This is a genomic window from Streptomyces sp. WMMB303 (genome assembly GCF_029351045.1).
Lineage (GTDB): Bacteria > Actinomycetota > Actinomycetes > Streptomycetales > Streptomycetaceae > Streptomyces.
The window spans coordinates 483,254-502,115 of the sequence record NZ_JARKIN010000001.1 but is presented as its reverse complement, the minus strand read 5'-3'; the positions used below and the strand labels follow the sequence as shown (position 1 = coordinate 502,115).

21 protein-coding genes are annotated in these 18,862 nt (G+C 74.3%); 13 read left to right on the top strand and 8 right to left on the bottom strand.

Features of this window, described 5'->3' with window-relative positions:
• Window positions 1-163 precede the first annotated feature (163 nt).
• From P2424_RS02380 to P2424_RS02370, 3 genes are all read right to left on the bottom strand, one after another.
• On the bottom strand, window positions 164-1,219 hold the full coding sequence (locus P2424_RS02380) for a DMT family transporter (RefSeq protein WP_276474146.1): 1,056 nt from the start codon (window positions 1,217-1,219) through the stop codon (window positions 164-166).
• A 244-nt stretch (window positions 1,220-1,463) separates the two neighbouring features.
• Window positions 1,464-1,736 (bottom strand): hypothetical protein, encoded by a 273-nt coding sequence (locus P2424_RS02375; protein WP_276474145.1) that lies wholly within the window; start codon window positions 1,734-1,736, stop codon window positions 1,464-1,466.
• A 139-nt stretch (window positions 1,737-1,875) separates the two neighbouring features.
• On the bottom strand, window positions 1,876-2,115 hold the full coding sequence (locus tag P2424_RS02370) for a chaplin (RefSeq protein ID WP_276474144.1): 240 nt from the start codon (window positions 2,113-2,115) through the stop codon (window positions 1,876-1,878).
• A gap of 153 nt (window positions 2,116-2,268) precedes the next feature.
• On the opposite strand from P2424_RS02370, the gene P2424_RS02365 reads away from it, so the two are divergent.
• Entirely contained in the window at window positions 2,269-2,517 is a 249-nt protein-coding gene (locus P2424_RS02365) for a DUF6011 domain-containing protein (RefSeq protein WP_276474143.1), read from the top strand.
• Between the two features lie 84 nt (window positions 2,518-2,601).
• Window positions 2,602-2,922 (top strand): DUF6343 family protein, encoded by a 321-nt coding sequence (locus tag P2424_RS02360; RefSeq protein WP_276474142.1) that lies wholly within the window; start codon window positions 2,602-2,604, stop codon window positions 2,920-2,922.
• 123 nt (window positions 2,923-3,045) lie between these two features.
• On the opposite strand, the gene P2424_RS02355 is transcribed toward P2424_RS02360, so the two are convergent.
• Both P2424_RS02355 and P2424_RS02350 read right to left on the bottom strand, forming a co-directional pair.
• Window positions 3,046-3,918, bottom strand: a complete 873-nt coding sequence (locus tag P2424_RS02355; RefSeq protein WP_276474141.1) for an undecaprenyl-diphosphate phosphatase — start codon at window positions 3,916-3,918, stop codon at window positions 3,046-3,048.
• Window positions 3,919-3,951: 33 nt separating this feature from the next.
• A complete protein-coding gene (locus tag P2424_RS02350) occupies window positions 3,952-4,740 on the bottom strand; it encodes a TVP38/TMEM64 family protein (RefSeq protein WP_276474140.1) in 789 nt (262 codons plus the stop codon).
• Window positions 4,741-5,142: 402 nt separating this feature from the next.
• Between P2424_RS02350 and P2424_RS02345 the strand changes: the two genes are divergently transcribed.
• Both P2424_RS02345 and P2424_RS02340 read left to right on the top strand, forming a co-directional pair.
• Window positions 5,143-5,856 carry a GTP-binding protein gene (locus P2424_RS02345; protein WP_276474139.1) on the top strand — a complete coding sequence of 238 codons (714 nt, stop codon included), beginning with the start codon at window positions 5,143-5,145 and terminating at the stop codon, window positions 5,854-5,856.
• 28 nt (window positions 5,857-5,884) lie between these two features.
• Window positions 5,885-6,745 (top strand): fused MFS/spermidine synthase, encoded by an 861-nt coding sequence (locus P2424_RS02340; RefSeq protein ID WP_276474138.1) that lies wholly within the window; start codon window positions 5,885-5,887, stop codon window positions 6,743-6,745.
• Between the two features lie 44 nt (window positions 6,746-6,789).
• Here the strand turns inward: P2424_RS02340 and P2424_RS02335 are convergent, their stop codons facing one another.
• Complete coding sequence (locus P2424_RS02335) at window positions 6,790-7,881, bottom strand: hypothetical protein (RefSeq protein WP_276474137.1); 1,092 nt, start codon at window positions 7,879-7,881, stop codon at window positions 6,790-6,792.
• Between the two features lie 136 nt (window positions 7,882-8,017).
• On the opposite strand from P2424_RS02335, the gene P2424_RS02330 reads away from it, so the two are divergent.
• The 4 genes from P2424_RS02330 (at window position 8,018) to P2424_RS02315 (ending at window position 10,827) form a co-directional block, all read left to right on the top strand.
• A complete protein-coding gene (locus tag P2424_RS02330; protein ID WP_019357259.1) occupies window positions 8,018-8,473 on the top strand; it encodes a DUF4442 domain-containing protein in 456 nt (151 codons plus the stop codon).
• 151 nt (window positions 8,474-8,624) lie between these two features.
• Entirely contained in the window at window positions 8,625-9,356 is a 732-nt protein-coding gene (locus P2424_RS02325; RefSeq protein WP_276474136.1) for a DedA family protein, read from the top strand.
• Between the two features lie 39 nt (window positions 9,357-9,395).
• Entirely contained in the window at window positions 9,396-9,944 is a 549-nt protein-coding gene (locus P2424_RS02320) for a gamma carbonic anhydrase family protein (protein WP_276474135.1), read from the top strand.
• A 130-nt stretch (window positions 9,945-10,074) separates the two neighbouring features.
• Window positions 10,075-10,827 carry an acyltransferase gene (locus P2424_RS02315; protein WP_276474134.1) on the top strand — a complete coding sequence of 251 codons (753 nt, stop codon included), beginning with the start codon at window positions 10,075-10,077 and terminating at the stop codon, window positions 10,825-10,827.
• A 13-nt stretch (window positions 10,828-10,840) separates the two neighbouring features.
• Here the strand turns inward: P2424_RS02315 and P2424_RS02310 are convergent, their stop codons facing one another.
• A complete protein-coding gene (locus P2424_RS02310) occupies window positions 10,841-11,713 on the bottom strand; it encodes a DMT family transporter (RefSeq protein ID WP_276474133.1) in 873 nt (290 codons plus the stop codon).
• An 89-nt stretch (window positions 11,714-11,802) separates the two neighbouring features.
• Here P2424_RS02310 and P2424_RS02305 point away from each other — a divergent pair, with 89 nt between their 5' ends.
• Both P2424_RS02305 and P2424_RS02300 read left to right on the top strand, forming a co-directional pair.
• Window positions 11,803-12,390, top strand: a complete 588-nt coding sequence (locus tag P2424_RS02305) for an XRE family transcriptional regulator (protein ID WP_276474132.1) — start codon at window positions 11,803-11,805, stop codon at window positions 12,388-12,390.
• A 31-nt stretch (window positions 12,391-12,421) separates the two neighbouring features.
• On the top strand, window positions 12,422-12,988 hold the full coding sequence (locus P2424_RS02300; protein WP_276474131.1) for a YbaK/EbsC family protein: 567 nt from the start codon (window positions 12,422-12,424) through the stop codon (window positions 12,986-12,988).
• Window positions 12,989-13,165: 177 nt separating this feature from the next.
• Here the strand turns inward: P2424_RS02300 and P2424_RS02295 are convergent, their stop codons facing one another.
• Complete coding sequence (locus tag P2424_RS02295; RefSeq protein WP_276474130.1) at window positions 13,166-13,573, bottom strand: CoA-binding protein; 408 nt, start codon at window positions 13,571-13,573, stop codon at window positions 13,166-13,168.
• A gap of 88 nt (window positions 13,574-13,661) precedes the next feature.
• Here P2424_RS02295 and P2424_RS02290 point away from each other — a divergent pair, with 88 nt between their 5' ends.
• The 3 genes from P2424_RS02290 to P2424_RS02280 all read left to right on the top strand — a co-directional run bounded on the left by P2424_RS02290 (window position 13,662) and on the right by P2424_RS02280 (window position 18,860).
• Complete coding sequence (locus P2424_RS02290; protein ID WP_276474129.1) at window positions 13,662-14,327, top strand: YigZ family protein; 666 nt, start codon at window positions 13,662-13,664, stop codon at window positions 14,325-14,327.
• 91 nt (window positions 14,328-14,418) lie between these two features.
• Window positions 14,419-15,663 (top strand): exonuclease SbcCD subunit D, encoded by a 1,245-nt coding sequence (locus P2424_RS02285; RefSeq protein WP_276474128.1) that lies wholly within the window; start codon window positions 14,419-14,421, stop codon window positions 15,661-15,663.
• Window positions 15,660-18,860 carry an SMC family ATPase gene (locus P2424_RS02280; protein WP_276474127.1) on the top strand — a complete coding sequence of 1,067 codons (3,201 nt, stop codon included), beginning with the start codon at window positions 15,660-15,662 and terminating at the stop codon, window positions 18,858-18,860. The genes P2424_RS02285 and P2424_RS02280 overlap by 4 nt, the downstream gene beginning before the upstream one ends.
• Window positions 18,861-18,862: the final 2 nt, after the last annotated feature.

Genomic DNA, 18,862 nt, shown 5'->3' with positions numbered 1-18,862 from the left:
GGTGCGGAGGCGAGGGGCGTGCCGGGACGGGCGCGGCGTGATCCTCCGCCCGGAGGCGCGACGGTGTCGGCGCCGGGCTGCCGGTCGGTCCTGCGGGCCACCGGGCTCGGGCGGCAGCCGTACGCCGCTCGGCCGGTGCAGCCCGGTCACGGTGCGGACAGGGTCAGGGCGCGGACAGAGTTACGGTGCGGCCACCGGTCGGATGCGCCGGCGACGTGCGGGGGCGGGGAACCACGGTGTGCACCTCCGCCTCGGACACCCGCAGCACAGCGGACTCCGCTGCCGGGCCGCGATCCGGCCCGTCTGCGCGATCCGGTCCGTCGGCCCTTCCCGGCCGGGACGCGCGGCGGGGCTGCCCGGTCTCCTCCGCGCGTGCCTGCCGTGCGCTGTCGGACGTCAGGACGACCAGCCCCCAGGTGGTCAGCGCGCCCGCGGCCAGCGCCAGCACCGTGCCGGTCGCGCCGTACCGGAAGCTCTCCTCCAGCAGCAGTATCCCGGCCGCCGCTGCGACCACCGGGTTGGCCACGGTGGCGGTCGCCAGCGGAGTCGCCAGACCGCCGTCCCGGTAGGACGCCTGCGAACTCGCCAGCCCGATGGCTGCCAGCACCACCGTCAGACTCGCGAGCGGCACGGAGACGGAGAGCGGAGCCGAGGCCCAGCCCTCGGCGAGCGACTTGACGAAGACCGAAGCAGCGCCGTACGCCACCCCGGCGGCCAGCGCCAGCGCCGTGCTCCGCAGGGCGCCGAGGCGGCCGTGCACCGTACGCCCCAGCGCAGACGCCGCGCCCGCCAGCAGCGCGATCAGCCCCAGGACGCAGCCCGCGAGGAGGAACTGACCGCCACTGTCGAGGGAACCCACGCCCGTGTCCCCGGTCAGCAGCAGAATGCCGGCCAGGCCGGCCGAGACCAGGACGATGCCCCGCCACGCGGAGGTGGTCACCGGCCGCCGGCCCAGGAGCGCCGCCAGCGGGGCGGCGAGTACGAGCGTGAGAACGCCGAGTGGCTGAACGACGGTCAGCGGCCCCTGGGCGAGCGCCGCCACATGCAGCAGTGCTCCCGCCCCCTGCAGCGCCGCTGCGGTCCACCACATCCCGGACCCCAGCAGCCTCCATCGGCTCGGCTCGGTCGAGGTGGCGATCTTCTCCTGCACGATCGCGGCCAGTGCGTAGCTCACCGCGGATACCAGCGAGAGCAGCACCGCCATGGTCAGCGCGCTCATATCCGCTCCGTGCAGCACCGGTCGGGCATCGCGTTCATGCCTTCCACGGTTCCGTATTCCTGACGGCCTGTCGTCACCTGCCGGCACAGTCTTGATGTACCACCAGCGGAGTACGGGCACGGCCCCGTCTCCCCCTGTCAGGTGATATCTCCCGATGGACGCCGGGTGTGCCGGGGGCGGCCCGGTCGGGTGGCCCCCGGCCGGGGGTGCCCGGCCCCGCCGGCGGGCCGCGGCAGACCGCCCGTCAGGGCTCCGTGGGGAACGGGCCCTCGCCCGAGACCTCGACCGGACCGAACCCGCTGCCGAGCACGGTCACCCGGCACACGCGGCCGTCGGCCAGCCGCAGCCGGGCCGTGTCGCCCTCCAGTTCGGTCCACAGCCGCTGGCCGCCCTCGGGCCTCATGGTGCCGGACCACTTGGTGCCGGGGCCGGTGGTCTCCGTGAACAGCGCTACGTCGACCGGCACCTCGGCGGCCCCGGTCAGCAGGGTCGCGGGACCGCGGTAGAAGTTGTCCATGCCGCAAGTGTGGCAGTCCGGTCCCGTGACGGCACAACCCGTGGGCGGGCGGATCGCTCCCCGAAACCGACGGAACCCCGCCTCCGCGCGGCGGGGGCGGGGTCCGTCGGCCGACGTGCTGATGCTGCGCTGGTGTGACCTAGAAGTGGTTCTTGCAGTAGTTCTGCGCCGCCGGGCTCAGCAGCGGGACCAGCAGCGGGTTGCCGCAGACGTTCGCACCCACCTTCACGGGTACCTGGACGTTGTCGCCCGAGAGGATGCCGGGCGAGTTGCCGGTCACTCCCACCACCGGATCGTCGCCGGCGACGGCGGTTCCGGTGGAGCCGAGCAGTGCGGTGGCGCTGAGGGCGCCGACCACGAGGGCGGTACGGATACGCATGTGCTCTCCCGTGAGAGGTGGCTGTTCTGTCTCCACGCCCACCGTGGGCGTGCACGCCGCCCCCCGCACTTCGGCCTGCTCCGCACGGGTGGGCGCGTTGGTACGGTGCGGGCCGACGGGGAACCGCCCGGACGGAGCGGAAGGGGGCCGCGGATGGCCGCGGAGGAGGAGCCGCACGGCGGCGGAGGAGAGCGCGGCGAACGCGCCGAGGCGGTGGCCCTGCCCGACAGTCAGCCAGTCGGGGGGCGACGGGTGCTGTGCCGGATGTGCGGACAACCGCTGCGCGACCGCGCCTCCCGGCTCTGGGGCCTGGGGCCCGACTGCCGGTACAAGCTGTCCTTGCGTACCGCCCCCGAACCGCCCCGGCACGAGGTCGACCAGGACGTGCTGCCCGGGCTGTGACCGGTGGCCCCTGGCGCGTCTGCACGGGGATTCCGGGGCGCGGCCGGAATCATGGGGGAGCACACCGGCGAAAGGCGGCTCCCCGTGTCCCAGCCACCGCAGCCCGGGCCCGACCGGAACGACGGCCGCCGCTTCCGGCGTTCCCGCTCCGGCACGGAACCGGTGACCGCGCGCAGCGATCTGTGGCTGCGCACTCTGCTGTCGTCCGTCGGAGTGCCGTTCTTCGCCGCGGCTGCCGCGCTGTTCGCCTGGTGGGCCGCGGCCTCGGACAGCCACAGCACCCCCAGCGACCGGGTGCTGACTGTGCTGGCGGCGCTGTGCGCCGCGTTGGCGCTGATCGCGGCCATCGATCTGCTGGTGCTCCGGCGCAGGCGGGCGCAGGAGCGGCAGCGGCGCCGCCGGTGAACCGGCGGGCGCTGCGGAAGCCTTTTCCGGTCCGGCCCGCTCCTTCCCGGTCCGGCCCGGACTTCCCGGCTCAGCCCCGGGAGTCCGGGGCGCGGGCCGCGGACGTCCGGTGCCGCGGTGCGCTCAGCCCACCGACTCGCCCGCGTGCGGGCTGAGGACGCCTGCCGCCATCAGGGCGAAGAGGGCCGCTCCGAGCAGGATCCGGTAGATGACGAACGGCATGAAGCTGCGGGTGGAGATGAACCGCATGAACCAGGCGATGACGCCATAGGCCACCACGAACGCCAGTGCGGTGGCGAAGAGGGTCGGTCCCCAGGAGACGTGGCCCTCGCCGATGTCCGCCAGTTCGAACAGCCCGGAGGCCAGGACCGCGGGCACGGCGAGCAGGAAGGAATAGCGGGCGGCGGCCTCGCGCCGGTAGCCCATGAACAGTCCGCCGCTGATGGTGGCGCCGGACCGGGACACCCCGGGTACCAGTGCCAGCGCCTGGGCGCAGCCGTAGATCAGTCCGTCGCGTACGTTGAGCTGTTCCAGGGACTTCCGCTCCCGCCGTGCCCGGTGGCGGCCGCCCTTGGTGTCGCGGGCGGCCATCCGGTCGGCGATGCCCAGCACGATGCCGAGGCCCACCAGCGTGGACGCGATCAGCCGCAGGTCGCGGAACGGGCCTTCGATCTGGTCCTTGAAGGTCAGTCCCAGCACTCCGATCGGGATGGAGCCGACGATGACGAGCCAGCCCGTCTTCGCGTTGTGGTCGCTGCGGGCCGCCGGGCTGTAGAGGGAGCGGAACCAGGCCGCGAGGATCCGGCCGATGTCCTTCCGGAAGAAGATCAGGACGGCGGTCTCGGTGCCGATCTGGGTGACGGCGGTGAAGGCCGCACCGGGGTCCTGCCACCCCGCGAAGGCGGCGACCAGCCGGAGATGGGCGCTGGAGGAGATCGGGAGGAACTCGGTCAGTCCCTGGACGAGTCCGAGGACGAAGGATTCAAACCAAGACATCTGCTGCGGAGCTCGTCCCTGTGGTAGTAGGGGTCACGGGTGGGGGACCGGTGCCGGAGGGGCGGCGGGGGTGCGGGCCTCGGGCGGGTTGGCGGACCCGGGAGCCGTCTCCTCGCCCTGAGCGGTGCCCCGCAACTGGGCGCGCTTGCGCCAGGCGATCACAGCACCGGCCAGCCCGGAGAGCGTGATGAAGGCGAACGAGGCCAGGAAGACCGGCGAGGTCGGAGTCGCGGCGCTGCTCCCGGCGATGACATAGGCCGCGGTGTTGGGTACCGAGCCCAGCGCGGTCGCGCTCAGGAAGGCGAGCCAGCGCATCCGGGAGACGGCCGCGCCGTAGTTCGAAGCCGCGAACGGCACGCCCGGCAGCAGCCGGATGATCAGCATCGAGCGGAACCCGTGCCGGCTCAACTGCCGGTCGGCGGACGACAGCCAGCGGCCTCGCAGCAGGGTGCGCAGGGCGTCCTGGCCGAGCATCCGGCCCAGCCCGAAGGCGATGCCCGCGCCGATCACCGTGCCGGCCGTCGCCGAGAAGGTGCCCGCCTGCGCGCCGAAGAGGACACCGGCCGCCACGTTGAGTACGGGGCGCGGGACGAAGGCCGCGGTGCACACCCCGTAGGCGGCGCCGAAAAGGGCGACGGCCGCGCCCCCGGCGATCTCCGGGGGCCAGCCCTGGGCGAGCAGGCGCTGGGGTTCGTACAGCAGCATCGCCGTCGCGGCCGCGCACAGCAGTGCGACGAGCAGGGCGAGGCGGAACCATGGTGAGAGCAGCGTCCGGGTGAGACGGCCGGGGAGTCCGTCTGGCTGCGTGGCGGGGACGGGCACGCTGGGAGCGTAACCGACGAATCGGTTCCCCCGCCGGTCGAAGCCGGGCGGAATGCCCGAAAGGCGCGGTTCCGCAGAGCTGTTCCCCGGGTGGCCATGTCCGCTTCGACCAGGGCCGGAAAGCCGCCGTGCGGTGATTGCCGAAAACCGTTCGACGGGCGGTGGTTGAACGGGCGATCATCTCGGGGTGCTCGGGCTGCCCCTTCTCTGTGCTCCGGCCGCGGTGGCGGCCGCCGCGCGGGCTGCCCTCCTGCCGACGGCGGGCGCGCACATCCACTCCGTTCCGCCCGGCGGCCGTCCCCGCCGACGCTGACCCTCCCGGACCGGCCGAGGACCCCACAGGGGAGGGTCGGGCTGCTTTCCGGGGTCCCGACTCGTCCGTACCGGTCCTGGAGGGCTCCCATGTCCGGCCTCAGCCACCCGCGCACCGCCCCGTTCCCCGTCCCCCACCTCACCATCGGCACGCTGGGCCATCCCGGGCACGGCAAGACCACGCTGGCCGCCGCGCTGGCCGCCCGCGGCCTCGGGGCGGCTCCCCGCGGGCCGGAGCCGGGGCGCGCGGCAGCCGCTCGCCCGGACGGCCATCCGGTGGCGCGCAGGCAGCGCTCCCGGTGCTTCCGCTACGCCACCGACACGCGGCACTACACCGTGCTGGACCCTGCCCTGCGCGCGGTGCCCGGCACCGGCCCGTACCCCGGCGGCGGTACGACGGTCCGGGCGCGTACGGACGCCTCACGGGCCCGCGCCGGGCTGGACGGTGCGCTGCTCGTCGTCTCCGTGCGCGAGGGCGTGCGTCCGGGAACCGCCGAGCAGCTCGCGCTCGCGCGTCGCGGCGGCCTCGCCCATCTGGTCGTCGCCCTCACCATGGCCGACGCGGGCAGCGACGAGCTGAGCGAACGGGTCGAGTACCAGGCGCGGGCGCTGCTGGCGACGCACGGCTTCGCCGGGGAGAACCTCCCGGCCGTCCCGGCCGTGCGGGTCTCCGCCCGCCGCGCCCTCGAGGGCGATCCGCGCTGGACGGGCTCGATCGAGGCGCTGCTGGACGCCGTCGACACCTATGTGCCGCTGCCGGAGCGTGTGCCGCGCCCTCGGCACCCCGGGACCGGGGTGCGCTGAGGCTGCGGCGGGCCCGCACAATGGAGAGGTGGAGACCGACGCCGGCGGGGAGCAGATACCCCGCATCCGAACCGTCGCGGGCGGCACGGCCAAGCTGCTGCCGGACATCGACCGGAGCCGGGCCTGGCTGCTGACGCTGGACGGAGCCCCGCAGTCCTACGTCGACCTCGACGAGCCCGGGCACCTGGAGTTCGAGTACGCGCGCCGGGTCGGCCATCTGCTGGACCTCGCCGCACCGCCCGCAGCGCCGCTGGACGTGCTCCACCTCGGCGGGGGAGCGCTCACCCTGCCCCGCTACCTCGCCGCGACCCGTCCCGGCTCCCGGCAGCGGGTGGCCGAACCGGACGCGGAGCTGAGCGCGTTCGTCGCCGAGTATCTGCCGCTCCCGGACGGTGCCGCGGTCACGGTGGAGGCGGCCGACGGGCGGGCCGTGCTGGAGTCCTCGCCCGCGGCCGGTGCCGATGTCCTGGTCTCCGACGTGTACGGCGGTTCGCGGATGCCCGCGCATCTGACCACCCTGCCGTACGCACGCGAGGCGGCGCGGGTGCTGCGGCCCGGCGGCCTGTATGTGGCCAACCTCGCCGACGCCGCGCCGTTCCGCTTCCTCGCCTCCCAACTGGCCACGTTCGCCGCGGTCTTCCCGCAGCTCGCGCTCGTCGCGGAGCCCGCGGTGCTGCGCGGCCGCCGGTTCGGCAACATCCTGCTGCTCGCCTCGCACGCGGAGCAGCCGGTCGGGGAACTGGCCCGCCGCTGCTCGGCCGACCCGTTCCCGGCCCGGGTCGAGCACGGGACGGAGCTGGAGCGCTTCACGCGGGGTGTTCGTGCGGTCGAGGACGGCGACGCCGTGCCGTCCCCCGAACCGCCGGACGGCGCCTTCAGTCTGGACTGAGGGCGCCGTCGCAGCCGGTCCCGTGGCCCCTGGGGTCTGCCCGGTCAGCCGCGGGGCTCGTCCCCGCCGCCGTCGTAGTCGCGGAGGCTGCCCGTCATCTTCTCGATGGTGGCGTCCGGTACTTCGTCCTTGACGCCGGCGTCGGTGTAGAGGACCCAGATCGCCAGGTCACCGTTGCTGTTGATCCAGGAGACCGTGACGACCTTGCCCGCACTCGTGGAGCACTTGTCCTCCTTGGGGGCTCCGGTGATCTTGGCGGTGACGGTGTGGCCCTTGATGCCGTGCTCGTTCTTGAACGGCTTGGGCTTGGAGACCTTGAGGGTGCCCTTCTGCTTCTGGTCGTAGCCGGCGATCGCGAAGTTGCCGGCCGCGATCCGCGCCGCCTCCTTGGTGTCCTTGGAGCCCTGCGCGCCCTTGGTGCCGACGCCGGCGCGGCTGCTGCGCTTGCACCAGTCGTCCTTGTAGTAGGCGGGCGCCGACATGGCGACCAGGACCTTGCCCTTGTCGTCCTCGAATCCGGTGATGGTGCCCGTGCTCGCGAGGGTCCAGTCGTCGTTGTCCGGGACGTCGAAGGCCGAGTACCACTTGGGGTTGACGACGGTCTGCCAGCCCTTCACCACCGGGTCCGAGGGGTCCTTGGAGGCGCCGCCGCCTCCCGGCTCGGCCTTCTCGCTCTTCTCCGGTTTCGTCTTCACCGAGGGCGAGGAGGTCTTGTCGGCCTCGTTCTTCTTGCCCCCGCCCGAGTCGTCGCCGCCGAGGACGACGACCCCGGCCACCGTCGCGGCGATGACCGCGACCGCGGCGACGATCGCGATGGCGATCGTCTTGTTCCGGCCGCCTCCGCCGCCTCCGCCCTTGGGTGACTGCGGCTGCGGGCTGCCCGGCATGCTCCCCGGGCCCCACTGTCCCGACTGTCCCGGCCCACCCGGCTGCCCGTAGGGGTGGGGAGCCTGCCCGGGCTGCTGGCCGTAGCCCGGCGGGCCCGGCGGCTGCCCCTGCCCGGGCTGCTGGCCCGACGGCTGCTGCCCGTAGCCGGGTTGCTGGTACGGGTTCGGTTGCCCGTACCCGGGCTGCTGGTACGGGTTCGGCTGCTGCGGGTTCTGCTCGCCCCCGGGCGGCTGCTGTCCTGGCCACATGGGCGACAACCCTATGGTGCGGTCGTAGCACTGGCCACGGCCGGTCCTGGATCGGTACGGACCCGCTACACGAATGGGGCCGAAGCGGGAAGGAACGATTCTCCCGCGCCGAGTTACTCAGTGGTAACGTGCGGCCATGACCACACAGTCGCAGCCGGACATCGGTGAGCTGATGCGGGCCTCCGTGCCCATGGCCCGCACCCTCAACCTGGAATACCTGGAGACCTCGCCGGAACGTGTCGTCGTCTCCCTGCCCGACCAGAGCGAGTACCACAACCACGTGGGCGGCCCGCACGCCGGTGCGATGTTCACGCTAGCCGAGTCCGCGACCGGGGCGGTGACCCTGGCCGCGTTCGCCGACCAGCTCTCCCGCGCCGTCCCGCTGCCGGTACGCGCCGAGATGGACTTCAAGAAGATCGCCAAGGGCGTGGTCACCGCCACCGCCGAGCTCGGCCGCCCGGCCGCCGAGGTGGTCGCCGAGCTGGACCGGGGAGAGCGCCCCGAGTTCCCGGTCCGGGTCGCGCTCCGCCGCCCCGACGGCGCGGTCACCAGCGAGATGACCGTCGTGTGGACCCTGCGGCCCAACGACTGACGCCACGCCGCGCCGCCGGTCCGGTCCAGCCCCCGCCGGCCGGAGAGCGGCGCGCGAGGCAGTGGGCGCGGGCCGGCGCGCGGTCGAGTAGGCTTCCGAATTCGTGCCGTCATGGCAGCTCGTGCTCCGATGTCATGAGAGGAAGCCGCAGTTGCACATCCAGGACTGGCTGGAGAACGTTCCGGCCGTCAGCGTGTACCTCCTGGTGGGGGTCGTCATCGGGCTGGAGAGCCTGGGGATCCCGCTGCCGGGGGAGATCGTCCTCGTCAGCTCCGCGCTGCTGTCCTCGCAGCAGGGGCACATCGATCCGCTGATCCTGGGGACCTGCGCCACGGTCGGCGCCGTCGTGGGTGACTCGATCGGGTACGCCATCGGCCGGAGAGGCGGCAAGCCGCTCCTGGACTGGCTGGGCGGGAAGTTCCCCAAGCACTTCGGCCCCAGCCATGTGGCCACCGCCGAGCGCTCCTTCCAGCGGTGGGGCATGTGGGCCGTCTTCTTCGGCCGCTTCATCGCCCTGCTGCGGATCTTCGCGGGGCCGCTCTCGGGTGTGCTGAAGATGCCGTACTGGAAGTTCCTGACCGCGAACGTGCTGGGCGGCGTGGTGTGGGCGGGCGGCACCACAGCGGTCATCTACTACGTCGGTGTCGTCGCCGAGGCATGGCTCAAGCGCTTCTCCTGGCTCGGGCTGGTGGCCGCCGTGCTGATCGGCCTCGCCTCCATGGTGCTCGTCAAACGCCGGGCCGCGAAGGTGGCCGCCGAAGCGGTCGAGGAGCACCGTACCGAGCACGCCGCGGCCCAGCAGGACGCCCCCGCCGCGGTCGCGGACGGCCGTCCCCGACGGCCCGAACACGAGGGCACCCCGTCGGCCCCGGTCGGCGACTGAGCGGGACCGGACGGCGAGACATCCGGAGTGGAGAGCAACGTGACACAGCACGGGCTGATCGTGACGGTCGGCGGGCACGCACCGCGACTGGATCCCACGGCGTTCAACGCGCCGACCTCGGTACTCGCGGGAGACGTCACCCTGGCGGCCGGGGCGAGCGTGTGGTACAGCGCCGTACTGCGGGCCGACGCCGCCCCCATCGTGCTCGGTGAGGGCAGCAACGTGCAGGACAACTGCACCGTGCACGGCGACCCCGGCTTCCCCGTCGAGGTCGGCGCCCGGGTCACCGTGGGCCACAACGCCGTGCTGCACGGCTGCACGGTCGAGGACGACGTGCTGATCGGCATGGGCGCCACCGTCCTCAACGGCGCCCGTATCGGTGCCGGTTCCCTGGTTGCGGCCCAGGCCCTGGTGCCGCAGGGGACCGTGGTGCCGCCCGGTTCGCTGGTGGCCGGGGTGCCCGGCAAGGTGCGGCGGGAGCTGACCGACGAGGAGTTCGAGGGCGTGCGCCTCAACGCGCTCGGCTATGTGGACCTGGCCGAGCAGCACCGCGGTGCGACCGTCGGCGAACGGCCGGCGGCCTCCTGAGCCTCTCCGCGCCCGGGCATGCCCCTGTTCACGGCGGCTGCGCACCCCGCGCCCGGCGAAAGCGCCACCCGAGGTTACCGGTGAGGAACCTCACCGGGGCGGGGCGGTGCCGGGGCGCTACGGTGACGGCGTGCCATCCCTCAGGAACACGTTCTCCTCCCTCACCTCCCGCGCCGTACACGGCCTCTGGCGTCGGGCCCGGCAGGCGGGGGCCGTCACCGCGCGACGCCCGGGGCCGTACGCGTTCCGCCGCATCGGGACCGGGACACGGCTCGCCTTTCCGCAGGGGACGCTCTTCGGGACACCATGGATCGAACTCGGCGACCACTGCATTGTCGGCCAGGACGTCACGCTGACGGCGGGCATGATGCCGGACCTGGAGCTGGGACCGGAGACGGTGCTGCGGCTGGGGAACGGCGTGGTGCTGGGCCGGGGCAGCCACGTCATCGCGGACACCCGGGTCAGCCTCGGCGACGACGTGTTCTGCGGCCCGTACGTCTACATCACCTCCACCAATCACTCCTACGACGATCCGGAGCTGCCGGTCGGCAAGCAGTGGCCGCGCACCGCACCGGTGGAGATCGGCGCGGGGAGCTGGATCGGCGCGGGGGCCGTCGTCCTGCCCGGCGCGACGCTGGGGCGCAACGTGGTGGTCGCGGCGGGAGCCGTGGTGCGGGGTGAGATACCCGACCACGCCGTGGTCGCGGGTGCCCCCGCCAAGGTGGTCCGCCGGCTGGACCCGGAGCAGGGGTGGCAGCCGCCGCTGCGCACCCCGCCGCCGGTGCCCGTTCCCGAGGGGGTCAGTCCGCAGGAGCTGGTCGCCCTCGCCGACCTGCCCGCCGCGCCGGACGCCGAGCCGCCCGGCGGCTCGGCCGGCGGTTGAGCCGGTGCTCCGGTCAGCCCGAGGCCAGCAGGACTGTGCCCAGCAGCGCCAGCCCGGCGCCCGTGGTCTGCAGCGCGCGCAGCCGCTCCTGGAGCACGCTCCGTGCGGCGAGCGCGGTGACGACGGGGTAGAGCGAGGCCAGGACGGCTGCGACCGTGACCGGGCCGTGCTGCGCGGCGACGGCGTACGTACCGTTGGCGGCGACGTCGGCCAGGCCGACGAAGGCCAGCGCGGGCAGCGCCGTCCACACCGCCCGCAGACCCTCCTCGGGCAGCGCCGGTGTGCCGCGCCGCACCGAGACCCAGAGCGTTCCGCCGCCCACGACGAGGTTGACCACCCGCTGCACGAACAGCGTCAGAAAGAGTCCCGCGAGTGTCGTGGACGCCTCGGCGACCAGGCTCATCGTCGCGCCGAACCCGGAGGCCGCGATCAGGGTGAGCAGGACTGTGCGCCGCTGCACGGGTGCGCCTCCGCCGCCCACGCCGCCGGCCAGCACCACTCCGGTGACGGCGACCAGGGTGCCCACGGCCTGGAGCGGGCCCGGCCGTTCACCGTGCAGGGCCATGCCGACGGCCACCGGCACGGCGACGCTGCCGAGGGTGGCGACGGGCGAGACCACGCCCATCGGACCGACGGCCAGTGCCCGGTAGAAGCACAGCATCGACACCGGCCCGATCGCCCCGGCCGCCACCGCGCACCACAGCAGGCGCGCGTCCAGTTCGCTCCAGGCGCCGGTGACGAGCACGATGACGCCGAGCACCAGACAGGCCGCGCCCTGCGAGACGACCACCACCGTCAGCTCGCGCAGCCGCTTGCTGAGCAGCCCGCCGCCGAAGTCGGCCAGCCCCCACAGGAGGCTGGTGGCCAGCGCGAAGACAGCGGTCATGGCGGATTCCCTCGCAGTACAGTGTGGTGAACGCTCAAGTCCAGCACACCGTAGTACACCTCAATGCACTCTGTCATTTAATATTTTGGATGGTGTGGAACATCGTGACGGACCTCGACCACCTCACGCAGGCGCTGGCCCGCAACCTGAAACATCTGCGGGCCGAGCGCGGCTTCACCCTCGACGCCCTCGCGGCGCGGGCCGGTGTCAGCAGGGGCATGCTCATCCAGATCGAACAGGCCCGCACCAACCCCAGCGTGGGCACCGTCGTCAAGATCGGCGACGCACTCGGCGTCAGCATCACCTCGCTGCTGGACTTCGATCAGGAGCCGCAGGTCCGCCTGGTGCCGCCGGAGCAGGCGGTGCGGCTGTGGTCCACCGAGGCGGGCAGCCACAGCACCCTGCTCGCCGGCACCGAGGCGCCCGGTCCACTGGAGCTGTGGCACTGGAAGCTGGCGCCGGGAGACGCCAGCAGTTCCGATCCGCACCCGCTGGGCACCACCGAACTCGTGCACGTCACGACCGGCACGCTCGTCCTCGAGGTGGACGGCGACGTGTACACGGTTCCGGCCGGGACCTCCGCGTGCTTCGAATCCCACGTCCCGCACGGCTACCGCAACGACGGGCCGGAGAGCGTCGAGATGACCATGGCCGTCTCGGTCCCCGCACCGCGCTGACCGGGCGGCGCGGGCTGGCTAGGGTACCGGTATGCGTGCGCCCATCGGAGACTTCGACAACGCCAGGCCGGCCCCCGGGGTCCTGGACCGACTGGCAGCCCCCGTCGCCGCCGCGGTCCGCGGCTGGAGCGGCACTGTTCCCGCCGAGCACCTGCTGTACGTCGACACCGATCCGGACAAGGCCGACACCGCGGTCTTCGTCGAGACGTACGGCGAGGACCTGCTGCAGACCTCCGCCAACTGCGTGATCGTCGCCGCCAAACAGAGCGGGACCCGCACTCTCGCGGGCTGCGTGGTGCCCTCCGGCGGCCGCCTCGACGTCAACGGAGCGGTCCGGCGCGGCCTCGGCGCCCGGAAGGTCTCCTTCGCCCCGCACGAGACCGCGGTCACCGAGACCGGCATGGAGTACGGCGGTATCACCCCCGTCGGCCTGCCCGCCGGCTGGCCCCTGCTGCTGGACGCCGAAGCCGTCGCGCTGCCCTGGGTGCTGATCGGCAGCGGCAGCCGCCGGGGGAAGCTGATCGTGCCCGGCAAGGCCCTGGCCGCACTGCCGGGCGCCGAGGTCGTGGAGGGCCTGGCGAACCCCCGGGCGCGGTAGCGCTCGTCGGCGCAGACGTCGAAGACGAAGCCGAACAGCCCGCGCGGGCTGACCCGCGCCGCCGGCCGATCCTCGATCCGGCCCGCCGCACACGCCGCGAGACGGCCGGGCGGCCCGGGCTCGTCGTCCACCACGAACGTCGGAGGCGGATCCGGGCCTGAGGCACGGGCGAAGCGCTCAGCCCAGCCGGGGGATCTCGATGGCCGGGCAGCGGTCCATCACCATGCGGAGCCCGGCCGCCCGGGTACGCTCCCAGGCCGCCTCGTCCACCACGCCGAGCTGGAACCAGACAGCCCTGGCGCCGATCGCCACCGCCTCGTCGGCCACCTGCCCCGCCAGCTCGGAGCGGACGAACACGTCCACCACGTCCACCGGGAACGGGACCTGCGCGAGTGTCGCGTAGCCGCGCTCGCCGTGCACCGTCTCCGCGCTCGGGTGGACCGGAACGACCCGTTTGCCGAACCGCTGCAGCACCTCTGCCACCCCGTAGGCGGGCCTCGAGGCGTTCTGCGACAGCCCCACCACCGCCCAGGTGTCACCCAGCCCGGTGAGAATCTCCCGCACCGTCCCGGTATCGCCGTACATCACTCACTCCTCCGCGGCAGGCCGGCTCTGTGCCACAACGGACGGTACCCCCCGCCGATTCCCGCGGCCGCGGCCATAGGCTGGCGGGATGCACCAGGAGCAGCACGCACAGCAGGAGCAGCCCCCAGGACCAGCGGAGTACGTCACCGTGGCCGGGGAGGGCGTGCACGAGACGGAGGTCAACCGCTCCCGCTTCCTGTGCGCTCTCGCGCCCGCGGCCACGGAGGCCGAGGCCCAGGAGTTCATCGCCCGGATCCGCAGGCAGCACCCCGGCGCCAACCACAACTGCTCGGCCTACGTCATCGGTGCCGACGCCGGCACCCAGAAGGCGAACGACGACGGCGAGCCGGGCGGCACCGCGGGAGTGCCGATGCTCCAGATGCTGCTGCGCCGCGAGGTGCGGTACGCGGTCGCCGTCGTCACCCGCTACTTCGGCGGCGTCAAACTGGGCGCGGGCGGCCTGATCCGCGCCTACGGAGGCGCGGTCGGCGAGGCTTTGGACGCCGTGGGGACCGTCACCAGGCGCCGCTTCCGGCTGCTGACCGTCACGGTCGGGCACGAGCGCGCCGGGCGCCTGGAGAACGAACTGCGCGCCACCGGACGCCAGGTGCGCGAGGTGCGCTACGGCGCGGAGGTCGCCATCGAGATCGGCCTGCCCGACGCCGACCTGGCCGACTTCCGCAGCTGGCTGGCCGACGCGACAGCGGGCAGTGCGCGAGTCGAGGTGGGCGGCGAGGCCTTCGGTACGGTCTGAGCCGTCCCACGGCGCGCCCGCCGGGTCGGCGCGGCCGGGGAACGGGCCCGCGGGCACGCGATGTCGGTGGTGGGCCTTAAGGTCGTTGACCATGCGTCTGCTGCACACCTCGGACTGGCATCTGGGCCGGAGCTTCCACCGCGTGAGCCTCCTCGACGCCCAGCGCGCCTTCCTGGACCACCTGGTCGCCACCGTCGAGGAGCGGGCGGTGGACGCCGTGCTGGTCTCCGGCGACGTCTACGACCGCGCGGTCCCCTCTCTCGCCGCCGTCGAGATGTTCGACCGGACGCTCTCCCGCCTCGCGGACCTCGGCGTACCCACCGTGATGATCTCCGGAAACCACGACTCGGCACGCCGGCTGGGGGTCGGTGCGAAACTCCTCGGCCGCGCCGGGATCCACCTGCGCACCGACCCCCGCGAGTGCGGCACTCCCGTACTCCTCGAACCCGCCGACGGCGGCGGTCCGGTGGCCGTCTACGGAGTGCCCTACCTGGAGCCCTCGCTGGTGCGGGAGACGCTCGGCGCGGAGCGCGGCGGCCACACCGCCGTGCTCCGCGCAGCGACGGACCGGATCCGCGCGGACCTCGCCGGCCGTCCGGCCGGGACGCGCTCCGTCGTGCTGGCCCACGCCTTCGTGACCGGCGCCGAAGTCTGCGACAGCGAACGCGACATCACCGTCGGCGGTGTCGCCTCGGTGCCCGCCTCGGTCTTCGAGGGGATCGACTACGTCGCGCTCGGCCACCTGCACAACTGCCAGACCCTCTCCGAGCGGATCCGCTACTCCGGCACCCCGATCGCCTACTCGTTCTCCGAGGCCGGGCACCCGAAGTCCATGTGGCTGGTCGACCTCGGCCCCGCGGGCGAACCGGCGGCCGAGCGGCTGCCCTGCCCCGTCCCCCGGCCGCTCGCCCGGCTGCGCGGCAGGCTGGCGGAACTGCTGGAGGATCCGGCCCTCGAGCAGCACGCCGACTCCTGGGTGGAGGCCACCCTCACCGACGCGGCCCGCCCGCACGACCCGATGGCCCGGCTGGCCGCGCGCTTCCCGCACACCGTCAGTCTCGTCCTCGCGCCCGACCGGGAGGAGGACGGCGACGCCCGCTCCTACGCCGTACGGCTCAGCGGCCGCACCGACCGGCAGATCGCCGAGGACTTCGTCGGCCATGTACGCCCCGGGCAGCAGGCGGCGCCCGAGGAGCGCGAGATGCTCGGACAGGCGCTGGAGGCCGTCCGCGTCGCCGAGGCCGAGCCGGACGCGTCGGCCGCCCCGGGCACGGCGCGGACTCCGGCCGACGGCCGGCGCCCGAGCCGGGACGGTGCCCGGGCGGTGGCCCGTTGAGGCTCCACCGACTGTCCCTCACCGCCTTCGGCCCGTTCGCCGGCACGCACACCGTGGACTTCGACACGCTCTCCTCGGCCGGGCTGTTCCTGCTGCACGGTGCCACCGGCGCGGGCAAGACCTCGGTGCTGGACGCCGTCTGCTTCGCGCTCTACGGCGGCGTGCCCGGCGCCCGTCAGCAGCCCGGCGGCACCCTGCGCAGCGACCACGCGGATCCGCGCGTGCGCACCCAGGTCGTCCTCGACCTCACCGTCGCCGGCCGGCGGCTGGAGGTCACCCGCGCTCCCGAGCAGCTCCGGCCCAAGACCCGGGGCAGCGGCCTCACCCGCGAACGCGCCCGCTGCGAACTGCGCGCCTGGGACCCGGCCGCAGCCCAGTGGCAGGGGCTCAGCCGCTCCCACCAGGAGATCGGTGAGGAGATCGGGCAGTCCCTCGGCATGAGCAAGGAACAGTTCTGCCAGGTCGTGCTGCTGCCGCAGGGCGACTTCGCCCGGTTCCTGCGCTCCGGGGCCGAGGACCGCGCGAAGCTGCTGGGCCGGCTCTTCGACACCGGCCGGTTCGCCGCCGTCGAGGAGGAACTCGCGCGGATGCGCAAGAGCGCCCAGCGCGAGGTCGTCGCTGCCGACGAGGAACTGCTGGCCCTCGCCCACCGGATGCGGCAGGCAGTCGGCGACCCCGCGGAGCTCGCCGAAGGACCCGCGCACACCCTTCCCGACCCGCTTCCCGGCCAGCGCACCGGCCCGGCCCGCGGCTCGGCGCCGGACACCCGCGGCAGCGGAAGCGTCCGCGCCCGCGGCGGCGCCCGTGGCAAAGCGGCGCCGCCCGCCGAGTCCCCCGCGCGTGACGCGCTCGCCCCCGGCGCCCCCGGTCTGACCGACTCGGTCCTGGCCTGGGCGGCGCAGGCCAGGAGCTATGCGCGGGAACGCAGCACCGCCGCAGCGCTCGCCGCGGACCATGCCCGGGCACGCCACGCGGAGGCCGCCCGGGAGCTGGAAGCGGTCCGGGACCTGGCTCGCGCCCAGCAGCGTTTCGCGCATGCCAGGCAGCGCGCCGAGGAGCTGGCGGCCGGCGCCGCGGAGCGGGACGCGGAGCGGCAGCGGCTGGAGCGGGCGCAGGCTGCCGACACGGTGCTGCCCGCGCTGCGGCTGCACAGCACCGCACAGCAGGAACACGCCCGGGCCCGGACCGCGGAACGGGAGGCGCGCGCGGACCTCCCGCACACCCTCACCGACGCCGGCCCCGACCGGCTGTCAGCACTGGAAGGCGAACTGCGGCAGGAACTGGGGGCACTGCGGGTCACCCGCGAGGAGGAACCGCGCGCCGCCGCGATCGAGACCGAACTGCGCCGACTGGAGGCCGAGTCCCGGACCGACGACGACCTGCTCCGCGAGACGGGGGAGTGGCTGGCCGGCTGGGAGGAGCAGCGGCACGGGCTCGAACGGCGGGTGGCCGAGGCACTGGAGGCAGCCACCCGCGCAGAACACCTGGCGGGCCGGCTGCACCCCGCCCGCGCCCGCCTGCAGGCCGCGCACCGCCGGGACCGGCTGGACGCCGAGATCGAGTCGGCCCGCGAGGTGCGGCGCCGGGCCCGCGAGGAGGCCGCCGACGCCAAGGAGCACTGGCTCGCGGTGCGGGAGCGCCGACTGCGCGGCATCGCGGCGGAGCTCGCCGCGAACCTGGCCGCGGGCGCCCCCTGCACCGTGTGCGGCGCCACCGAACACCCCGATCCGGCCCGCGCGGAGCCCGGCCACGTGGACCGGGCGGCAGAGGAGGAGGCGCTGGCCCGCTCGCAGCAGGCGGCCGAGCACCACCGCTCGGCCGAACAGCGGCTGGCCGCACTGCGCGACAGCCGCACCGAGGCGGCAGCCGAAGCAGCGGCCGACGCGACCGGGGAAGGAGCCGACGCCGGGGGCGCGCCCGACGGCGGCACCGAGCAACTGGCCGATGCCGTCACCGCCCTGGAGCAGGAGCACGCGCGGGCCCGCGCCCAGGCGTCCGGCACCCATGAGGCCCGCGAGGCGCTGGCCGCCGCCGAGCGGGAGCACGCCGAGCGGACCGCGGCCCGCCAGGAGGCCGAGCGCCGCGCCGCCGCGCGCACCTCGACCCGGGAGGCACTCCAGCGTGAACTGGTAGCGCTCACCGAGCGGCTGACCAGGGCGCGCGGCGAAGCGCCCAGCGTCGCCGCCCGCTGCGCCGAGCTGGAACGCCGGGTCGGGCTGCTCTCCCGTACCGCCGAGGCGGTAAGGGCGGCCGCCCACACCGCCGACCGGCTCACCGAGGCCGCCGCGCAGCGGTCGGAGGCGGCCGGCCGCGCCGGCTTCGCCGCACCCGGGGAAGCGGAGGATGCCGTGCTGCCCGAGCCCCGGCAGCGCGAGCTGCGCACCCGGCTGGAGCGCCGGCAGGCCGAGGAGGCCGCCGTGGCGGAGGAGCTGGCCGACCCCGAGCTCGCCGCCGCCGCGGACCGGCCCGCGGCAGAGCCGGAGGCGGCACGGGCAGCCGCCGAGGCCGCCGAGGGACGGCTCCGGGCCGCGGATGCCGAACTGCACGCCGCGCGCGGCCGGGTGGAGGCGCTGGACGGACTGGGCGAACGGGGCGCCGAGCGCGCCCGGCGGGTGGCGCCGTTGCGCGGCTCCTACGAGCGTGTCGCCCGGCTGGCCGGGCTGGCCGCCGGCACCTCACCGGAGAACGAGCGCCGGATGCGGCTGGAATCCTATGTGCTGGCCGCCCGGCTCGAACAGGTCGCGGCCGCCGCCTCGGCGCGGCTCGGCCGGATGTCCGGCGGCCGCTACACGCTCGTGCACTCCGACGAACGGTCCGGCGGGCGGGGCAGGTCCGGGCTCGGGCTGCACGTCGTGGACGCCTGGACGGGCGCCGAGCGGGACACCGCCACCCTCTCCGGCGGCGAGACCTTCTTCGCCTCGCTGGCCCTCGCCCTCGGGCTGGCCGACGTGGTGACCGAGGAGGCCGGCGGCACCCGGCTGGAGACCCTCTTCATCGACGAGGGCTTCGGCAGTCTGGACGAGCAGACGCTGGACGAGGTGCTGGACGTCCTCGACTCGCTGCGCGAGCGGGACCGCTGCGTCGGCATCGTCAGCCATGTGGCCGACCTGCGCCGCCGGGTGCCCGCCCAGTTGGAGGTCGTCAAGGCACGCGCAGGCTCCACCCTGCGCCACCGGGCCGCCCCGGCCGACACCTGACC